Source organism: Shewanella sairae (assembly GCF_023283535.1).
GTDB lineage: Bacteria > Pseudomonadota > Gammaproteobacteria > Enterobacterales > Shewanellaceae > Shewanella > Shewanella sairae.
In genome coordinates this window covers 1-5,726 of record NZ_JAKILT010000110.1, presented here as the reverse complement: position 1 = coordinate 5,726, position 5,726 = coordinate 1, and the positions used below count along the sequence as shown (strand labels likewise).

The following is a 5,726-nucleotide window of genomic DNA, read 5'->3' as shown; positions in this document are numbered from 1 at the left end:
TCACCATGAAGCCCGTTATGGAGAGATGAAAGGTACAGCAGAAGCGTATTTTGCAGAGTATGCCTTAGCATTGACAAGTCTTGCGATTCAAGCCGGATTGAAACAACAGGTGTTCGATCCTTTTATTGTACAAGGTTTGGTGACCCCCTCTATTTAGAAATGAAATATTTATAGCATTAGCTTACTTTGGGTAAATCTTAATTAAGTTAATGCGTATAGATTTTCACTCTAACCTATAACAGAGCATTTTTTATTTAGTGCGGCTACTCTAGCAGGGGGATCTCCAAGTCTTCAAATGGAAAAGCTAGGACAGAAAAGCACGGTTCTGTCACAAACTGAGGTCTTGCTGCTATAATTTGAGGGGGGCAGGGCCTCTAAGATACAATTATGCAGCTAAAGAGTAAAATTGTTCCCATGGTGTCATTTTTTCGGTAGTGTTCATTTGCCCTTGCTTAATCATCGCCCAAAGTTCAACGCCAGCCAGTGTCGATTCGGCCCCTTCCCAGGATTTCCAGCCTAAGCATTGATGCATCTTTCCTTTTAATTTTCGATGACACTGTTCGACAATATTATTCAGATATTTTATGGCTAAAGCCTCAATCATAAACAACATGTAACCAGACAGCCAAAGGCGAACATTAATGGTATCTAGTGCCGCAGCATTCGCCCCACTTTTATCAATGACGACCTTCTCAAGTAAGCCATGTTGGTTGATAGCTTTATTGAAAAACGTCCTTGCCGACGGTTCATCACGGGTTGCAGTTAAATAGAAATCAATAATAGCACCGTATTTATCCACGGCGCGATAATAGTAAATCCAGCGACCTTTAATCTTTATGTAGGTTTCATCCATTCGCCACGAGCCAGATACAGGGTGCTTTTTCTTTCTGAATCCCGCTTCGAGTTGCGGTACATATTTGATAACCCAACGGTTCAGAGTTGAGTGGTCAAAATGGATATTTCGTTCGGCAAACATCTCCTCAATTTCACGGTAACTCAGTTTATAAGCCAGGTAATATCGTAGGGCTTGCATGATGATATCTGTTGGGAAATGGCGTCCAGAAAAGTTAAGTGACATTGATGATGTTAGTTAAGAGAGCATCGCTCATGATAAACCTATTCCTCAGTTTGCTACAGAACCTATAGTTTGTCAGCCAATCTATTGACAACTACTGTTCTACTTGGTAATAGGTCTGGCCTTATTTTTATTAATTCAAAATTTTATGAATCCGTTTAAAAAATTATCAACCTGCTCACAATTCCAATGGGCTTTTAGTATCCTCATTACTGCCATTGTTGTAATTTTGTCTGTTACTAATCTTCTTAAAATCAAATCCGCATCCACCGCTAATTATCAACAAAATCTTGCTCACGCATCAATGATAGTATCAGTGACGATAGAACAAAAGTTAAATGCTTACTTTAATAATCTCGAGGCTGTTGCATCAGGATTATTGGACACTCAAGGTCAACTTGTTATAGATGACCACATTATCGACAGATTGGTAGAAAATGATAAAAAGCTAAATTCCTCAAATTATTTTATAGCCCTACCCGATGGGGCATTATTCACTGCAAAATCGCATGGATTACATTCAACTAACGCTCGACTGTCAAAAAGAGAGTGGTTCATAAATATCATGCAGGGGCAAACCAGAGTTGTCACCACCCCTTTTAAAGCGTCATCTGGCAATGACTCCATTTCTCTTGCTGTTCCCGTTGTACGGAATAATCAAATTATTGCCATCGTGGGATTGAGCTTGCTAACTAATAACTTAAGTGAATTTATTAGCGAGTTAAGCGAGAACAATAATATATTTGTCACTCGTGAAGATGGATACTTAATGGCGGCTCCTGAACCACAGATGGTAGGGCAAAATCTATTTAAGCTCAGACCAAGCTTCGAACAATACTCAAAACTATCACGTAGCTCTCATACATATGGTGTTCTTGGGCAAGAAGGACAGTTTTATGCGGCATCTATGAAATCAGAGGCTACTCAGTGGGTTGTATGGAGCCTTGCAGAGTGGAGCGCTATCAATAGCACTTCGAGAGAGATTGTAGTGATCAATTTGATCGCTGGCATTGGTCTAGTAATTATCGGTTTCTTCATAGCATATTTATTAACAAAGAAACTAATATACAGCCCTATAGGTGGAGAACCGCTAGATATTGAACGTCAAGTAGCACTTATTGCACAAGGAGACCTATCCAATATTCCTGATATTAAAGAAAATGATTCAGGTATATATCGTTCAACTATTTTAATGGGTAAAAGACTTTATCAAATGGTTCTGAGCATATCAAAATCAGCTGATAACTTATCAAAGGAGTCAGGAAAGCTTTCACAGTTATCAATAAAGGTGTTAAATTCATCAGCCATTCAAATGGCTGAGTTAGATCAAGTTGTCACAGGAATGGACAGCTTAAAAATTACTGCGGCGGACATAGCTTCTAACGCCTCAACAACAACCGCGCTTTGTAATTCAACAGCATTGAACTCTCAACGGGGGTTGGATCTAGTCAATCATGTTGCTCTCAACGTTGAACTACTAGCAAAAAGCATTGATGACGCTCAGCATGTCATTAACTCTGCACATAAAGAGTCACTTAATGTAGGTAGTATTTTGGATGTTATTAATGCCATTTCTGAACAAACTAACTTACTAGCGCTCAATGCTGCGATTGAAGCTGCAAGGGCGGGCGTTCACGGTAGAGGCTTTGCTGTTGTTGCTGATGAAGTACGAACTCTAGCCAACAGAACTCGACAAAGCACCGATGAAATTCGAGGTATGATTGAGTTACTTCAAGTCAATACTAATCAATCAGTCAACTTAATGACTGAAAGTACTAACCACGCTTCAACAACACAGACTATCGCGAATGAAGCCTGTGAAGCCTTAGCCATAATTAAGAGTAATATTAATGAATTGCAGCTCTCAAACCAACACATCACTATGTCTGCAGAAGAACAATCGCAAGTGGTTATAAACATAAACGAAGGCGTTCTTGAAGTAAGTAAGCTCGCAAACGAAACAACGGAAAATATTCAGTCTAATGCAGTTACTATTCAGTCATTGACAAGTATGGCTGAGCACTTAAAAGCTAATGCTGGTTTCTTCAAACTTCAGTAATGGGCTTTATTGTAACGCTCAAATAATCAATAGGTAGGTAATCAATATACGATCAGTTATTATCTTACATCGAGCCTACCACCTTTATTTTCAACAAATGCCTCACAAACATAATAAGGACTAGCGGGGGGGCTGTCGCAAACTGAGGAATAGGTTTATCATGAGTGATGCTCTCTTAACTAACACCATCAATGTCACTTAACTTTTCTGGACGCCATTTTCCAACAGATATCATCATGCAAGCCCTATGATATTATCTGGCTTATAAACTGAGTTACCGTGAAATTGAGGAGATGTTCGCTGAACGTAATATCCATTTTGACCACTCAATTCTAAACCGTTGGGTTTCAAATATGCGTCGCAACTCGAAGTCATATTCAGGAAGAGAAAGCGTCGAGTATCAGGGGCGTGGCGAATGGACGAAACCTACATAAAGATTAAAGATCGCTGGGTTTACTATTATCGCGCCGTGGATAAATACGGCGCTATTATTGATTTTTATTTGAGTGAGACCAGTGATGAACCTGCTGCCCAGGCGTTTTTCAATAAAGCTATCAACCAACATGGCTTACCTGAAAAGGTTGTCATTGATCAAAGTGGGGCGAATGCTGCGGCATTAGACACCATTAATATTCGTCTTTGCTTGTCTGGTTGCATATTGTTTATGATTGAGATTTTAGCCATAAAATATTTGAATAATATTGTTGAGCAAAACCATCGAAAAGTGAAGGTAAAATGCGTCAATGTTTGGGTTGGAAGTCTTGGGAAGGTGCCGAATCAACGCTTGCTGGCGTTGAACTTTGGCTCATGATTATACAAGGGAAAATGAACACCACCGAAAAGATGACACCATGGGAACAAATTTATTCTTTAGCTGCATAATTGTATCTGAGAGAACCTGCGTCCTTAAAATATAACAGCAAGATCTCAGTTTGCGACAGAACCATAAAAGCCCCGCTAAATGCGGGGCTAGTAGGATTTACATTATTGAATCTTCTACTTTACAAAAGGAAGGGAGATGCTCTATACGCATATTAGCATTAAAATCGCCAGCATAACCATCGTGCCCCCAACCAGATACAGAACCGTCCTTCTTTAACGCCATAAAAGCGTATTTAGTTGAATATACTTGGTTAACATGAGAGTTTGGACCTGTCACCGTATCAGGTGCATTCCCGCCATAAAACGAATACCCCCAAGCAATAAGACTTCCATCTTTTTTGAGAGCCACATTGGCTTGTTGAGCAGAATATAAATTTATAACACCCGCATTAGGTTGTTTTAAATCTTCAGGCATCCCTCTATCAAATCCCCACGTAGTTACAGATGAATCTTTATTTATGATAGCGAAAGAGTCTTCTTGCGGGTAAATAATTTCAAAATCTGAATTGGGTACCGTTAACTCTACTGGTGCAACCATACCCCTACCCCATGTAACAATAGAACCATCAAATTTATGAGCAGTAAAACCACTATGATTTGAATAGATAGTTTTTACGTTAGAACTTTCGCTAGTTACTGATTCAGGAGCATTACCTCCGTAGGTTGAATCTCCCCAAGACACTACAGAACCATCACCTTTAATTGCCGTAAAGGCTTGACCATTACTATAAATAATTTTTACGCCAGAATTTTCCCTTGTCACCGATACAGGGGCGTTACCACCTGAATCTAAATCGCCCCAAGCTACTACAGAACCATCGCTTTTCACAGCCGCAAAGGCGTCGCTAGTGCTGTAAATTGCCTTTACATCAGAGTTTACAGCTGTCACGCTAGCCGGCGCATTATTGCCGCCCAAACCAGTATGCCCCCAAGTAACAACTGAACCATCTAATTTTAATGCAGCAAAAGCATAATCATTTGGTGTGATTGATATCACCTCCGAATTAGGCTCAGAAATTTCTTCTGGGGTAGAAAAAACGCTCTGCCCCCAAGAAGTAACTGAGCCATCTGATTTTATTACGGCGTACCCACGATTTGTTGAATAAATTGTTTTGATTTTTAAGTCTTCCTCAGAAAGCCCTGTTGGAGCCTCTCCCCCCCCCTCCTTATCTCCCCACGCTATAATGGAGCCATCATTTTTAATTGCTGCGAAAGTCTTTTCGTTTGAATAAATGCTTTTTATTCCTGCTAAGTCACTAATTCCTTCAACATTCCCGAATTCGTATCGACCTACAACTTTGACCTCCCCTCCTGTTAAAAGAAGTGCAAAACTATAGAAATTCGAGTAAATATTTTCAACCTTAGACATTCCATAAACCACATACTCAGTGGTCTGTTGCTTATAGGCATCTTCTCCGGTCACTTCCAAACGGATGTTAAAGCCCACATCACTGGCCTGATAGGTGTAAGTTGATGCCGTACCCGCCACCAAACCATTAATCACCCACTTGTATTGATACTTAGTTGGAACACATGTGGCGCAGGTCACGTTCGCGGTTAACGTATCACCGATAGTTGGCTTGCCATCAATCGATAACGCCGTGATTTTGGGCTCAGCAGGTTGTTCAATAGTGATGGTGATTTGACCATGGGCAAATTGCGCTGGCGTATGACCATCTTCTACTGTGTAAGTCAGCTTATCGATACCAA

3 protein-coding genes and 1 pseudogene are annotated in these 5,726 nt (G+C 40.3%); 2 read left to right on the top strand and 2 right to left on the bottom strand.

Features of this window, described 5'->3' with window-relative positions; all coding sequences use genetic code 11:
* Nucleotides 1-385: 385 nt before the first annotated feature.
* Entirely contained in the window at nucleotides 386-1,078 is a 693-nt protein-coding gene (locus L2748_RS22905; protein ID WP_220783376.1) for an IS6 family transposase, read from the bottom strand.
* A gap of 145 nt (nucleotides 1,079-1,223) precedes the next feature.
* Here L2748_RS22905 and L2748_RS22900 point away from each other — a divergent pair, with 145 nt between their 5' ends.
* Both L2748_RS22900 and L2748_RS22895 read left to right on the top strand, forming a co-directional pair.
* Nucleotides 1,224-3,134, top strand: a complete 1,911-nt coding sequence (locus tag L2748_RS22900; protein WP_220783377.1) for a methyl-accepting chemotaxis protein — start codon at nucleotides 1,224-1,226, stop codon at nucleotides 3,132-3,134.
* A 191-nt stretch (nucleotides 3,135-3,325) separates the two neighbouring features.
* Nucleotides 3,326-3,945: pseudogene (locus tag L2748_RS22895) on the top strand (IS6 family transposase).
* A 168-nt stretch (nucleotides 3,946-4,113) separates the two neighbouring features.
* Here L2748_RS22895 and L2748_RS22890 read toward each other — a convergent pair.
* On the bottom strand, nucleotides 4,114-5,726 hold a 1,613-nt coding region (locus tag L2748_RS22890; RefSeq protein WP_476712907.1), incomplete at its 5' end, for an RCC1 domain-containing protein.